Below are 3,399 nucleotides of genomic sequence, written 5' to 3'. Positions count from 1 at the left end.
CGCCGCGCGCGTTGCCGCTTCGGACTGCGTCCTCCGCGCCCACGCGCAACAGCACGAGAAACCGACCACTGTCAGATTTAGTCTAGGCTATTGCAAAGTATGTCAGTTGCCGCCACTAACCGCCTAAGCTCATCAACTGTATATACGTATGGGACAAACGATGGTGGATGCCTCGGAATATCCGTAGGGAGCGGAGACCTCTTCGTAAAGCCGCGTCCAATTGCATAACGGTAGAAGCCGTCCAGGACCCTGTAGCATTCCAGCCAGCGAGTGGTTACCGGCCCAGTGCCCGTGATAAACACCAGGACTGCGTCTGACCTGACATCCTCGATCTCAATATCACCCATGACACGGCAATAGGCCCGGAGCACGGCGGATTGTGATCGATAGCGCATCCCCAATGAAGTCTTGAACTCGAGGTAGGCCTCGACAAGCTCTTGAAGTCTCATGACAGCGCTCCCAAATCGAAGGCCGCCACTTCACGCAAACCGGGCAGATTGACCTTCGCATACGCGCGGGTCGACGAGGTGCGCCGATGTCCGAGATGATCGCCAATCTCCTTGAGGGTCAAGCCTTCTGTAACCAATCGGGTTCCGCAGGCATGTCTCAGACAGTGTGGGCCGTAATGAGGGGACTTGATATTCGACGACTTCAGTCTGTAGGAGACGATGTCATAGAGGCCACTGAGTGAAAGCGGACGAAACGGTGACATGAGAGTCAGAAATACCTCTCGATGATTGCTACTCCGGCGGACTGACTGCAGATAACGAACAAGAGCGTTGCCGACTGAAGGCAGAAGTGGGTAGACCTGTTCCTTCCCCCTCTTTGCGCGACGGATATGCAGTTGATCACGCTGCCAATCGATATCCTCGAGGCGAAGATTCGCCACTTCGCTCTCGCGCAAAGCGTAAATCGCGAACAGCATCAGGATCGTCCGGTCACGTATGTCGGCGGGACGAGGTGTATCCAAGGCAGCGAGAAGCCGTTGGACATCCGGCCACGATGGCCCCGTTGGCAACCCCTCCAATGCGTAAATCCGGGGCCTGGGTATGGCATTTGCCAGATGCCCGTTGCACCACCCTTGCTGCCCACCAAAGCGAAAGAACGCTTGCAGGGCGTCAACTGTATTGCTCACGGTAACGCGAGCCCACCCGCGGCCCTTCCCGAAAGCAAGGTAGGCATCGATATCTGTGGCATGAACTCCCGATAACGGTCGACCGAGGGGGCCGTACCACTTCAAGAATTGCCTGACGTTTCGGCTGAACCTGTCAATCGTAGCGTCGCTGAGTCCGCGCTCCTGCTTTGCCCACTCGGCGTATTCATTCAGCCGCGATCCGAACGGTATATGGTCTACAGGTTCACGCAGGGTGCCGAGAAATCGGAGCCATGTGCAAGCGTTGGCGGTCAGTCTCCTCCGCGTTGAGGGAAAGTCGAGCCGAGGTCCACTGGTAACCTCGCGATCGGCACGATCGACAACGAGTGACCGTACCTGATCGACCGTTAAACAAAGTTTACTTCGACGCCGGAGCCTTTGCGAGATCCATAGCAGGTCATGGGCTTTGCGTCGTATCGACCAGTAGGAGTCGCCCCGATCCACGCAGTAATCCAGATAGCGAATCCGCTCTTCAGCAAAAGGCGCCGCCGAGTGACGGGCCACCGCTGACGCACGCTTGAAAATTTGATCAAACATGGCCGACCCTCCGTCAAAAAGATCAGATGCTCGTCCAGTCAATGCCCAAAAGTTATGTGTTGTCAATGCGCAGCAAAAGGAGTGTTCACGGCAGACGTCGCCGAATTCACAACATAAGTTTTGACAACACATTTAACCGTAAGGATCGCTATGTAATGCTTTCGCCGAGGCTGCTCGAGATCCTGAGGCTGTACTGGCAGGACGCCCATCCGAAGGAATGGCTCTTTCCAGGCAACATCCCGGGGCGGCCCATCACCCGCCATGCCGTGGGCGACGCATGCGAGCTTGCACGCAAGCGCAGCGGCATCACCAAACCCGTGACACCCCACTCCTTGCGCCACGCGTTCGCCACGCATCTGCTGGAAACCGGTACTGACGTGCGCCGGATCCAGCTGCTGATGGGCCATAGGTCCCTTACGACAACGTCCCGGTACCTGAAGGTGGCCACCAGCACCGTGTGCGCCACCACCAGTCCCTTCGATCTGCTGCCGCACCCCGCACCCATTCCATCCCCGCCACCTGCGCCCGAGTACTTCTGAGCGCAGTCATGCGGCCGGCGCTCGAAGTGGCGGACGTCTTCCGCCAGTGCGGGCCCAGTTTCCGGCTATCCCATGCCGAGGGGCTCAGTCGTGTCCAGCGACGCGTGATGAGTGCCATCGAGCTGTGTCGTACCGCCGCGCTTGGTGCCCATCTCGAGCAGTGCGATGCATGCGGCCATCAGCGCATCAGTTACGACTCGTGTCTTATGGGAAGTGTTTTCCTATGGGGAGAGGAGGCCTCGGAGCGGGCTCGAACCGGAGATTCGCGTCGCTTTAACTCTCCATTAAAAGCTTCGCTCTGAGCACCGCGGTTACCAATCGGAGGCCGCAACGAACCCCTAAACAGCTATGGTGGAACGATCGAGTCGACGGTCGGCGGTCCACAAGCAACGTACCGCGTTCGCCACAGAGTATCGGTCACGTCCGAGCGCATCAGCAAAGTTCGATATTTTATGGGGAGTCGAAAGGCAGCCTGACAGATGCCGAGCCATACAGGCGCCGCCGGATTTACGCCGAACCGATCTGGAACTCCCCGTTAGACAATACTTCCCATAAGGCACGTAATGGAGTGCACTCCGTTACGTGTCGTAACCGGCACTGTCCGAAGTGCCAGTCACTCGCCCGCGCGCAATGGCTCGAACGCCGGCATGCGGAGCTCCTCCCCTCGACCGAGTATTTCCATGTCGTCTTCACGCTTCCCGAATCCATCGCCGCTCTCGCGTTGCAGAACAAGAGGATGCTCTACGATCTGCTGTTTCGCGCCAGCGCCGAAACGTTGCGCACGATCGCCGCCGATCCGAAGCACCTGGGCGCCGAGATCGGCTTCCTCACGATCCTGCATACGTGGGGACAGAATCTGCAGCATCACCCTCATGTGCATTGCGTGGTGCCGGGCGGCGGCCTCTCCCCGGACGGCGAGCGCTGGATCGCCTGCCGTCCCGGCTTCTTCCTGCCCGTGCGGGTCCTGTCACGGCTCTTTCGCCGCCTGTTTCTCGAACAGCTGCGTCGCGCTTACGACGCCGGCGGGCTGCGCCTGCACGGTCAGTTCGAATCCCTGAGCGATCCCGTCGAATTTGCAGCCTGGCTTGCACCCGCGGCACGGGCGGAGTGGGTGGTCTACGCCAAGCCACCCTTTGGCGGTGCCGAACACGTGCTCGATTACCTGGGCCG

The 3,399-nt window shown here is 59.1% G+C and carries 3 protein-coding genes and 1 pseudogene; 3 read left to right on the top strand and 1 reads right to left on the bottom strand.

What is annotated here, in order from left to right:
- Window positions 1-445 precede the first annotated feature (445 nt).
- A complete protein-coding gene (locus P3T23_RS47255) occupies window positions 446-1,690 on the bottom strand; it encodes a tyrosine-type recombinase/integrase (RefSeq protein ID WP_429322886.1) in 1,245 nt (414 codons plus the stop codon).
- Window positions 1,691-1,716: 26 nt separating this feature from the next.
- Between P3T23_RS47255 and P3T23_RS47250 the strand changes: the two genes are divergently transcribed.
- The 3 genes and pseudogenes from P3T23_RS47250 to P3T23_RS47240 form a co-directional block, all read left to right on the top strand.
- On the top strand, window positions 1,717-2,229 hold the full coding sequence (locus P3T23_RS47250) for a tyrosine-type recombinase/integrase (protein ID WP_429322885.1): 513 nt from the start codon (window positions 1,717-1,719) through the stop codon (window positions 2,227-2,229).
- Window positions 2,230-2,237: 8 nt separating this feature from the next.
- Window positions 2,238-2,531, top strand: coding sequence for a transposase zinc-binding domain-containing protein (locus P3T23_RS47245; RefSeq protein WP_429322884.1), 294 nt, complete (start codon window positions 2,238-2,240; stop codon window positions 2,529-2,531).
- Between the two features lie 278 nt (window positions 2,532-2,809).
- Window positions 2,810-3,399, top strand: a pseudogene (locus P3T23_RS47240) (IS91 family transposase); the annotation flags it as partial.

Origin of the sequence: Paraburkholderia sp. GAS448 (assembly GCF_050435685.1) — a bacterium.
Lineage (GTDB): Bacteria > Pseudomonadota > Gammaproteobacteria > Burkholderiales > Burkholderiaceae > Paraburkholderia.
This window is presented reverse-complemented; position numbering and strand designations above follow the sequence as displayed.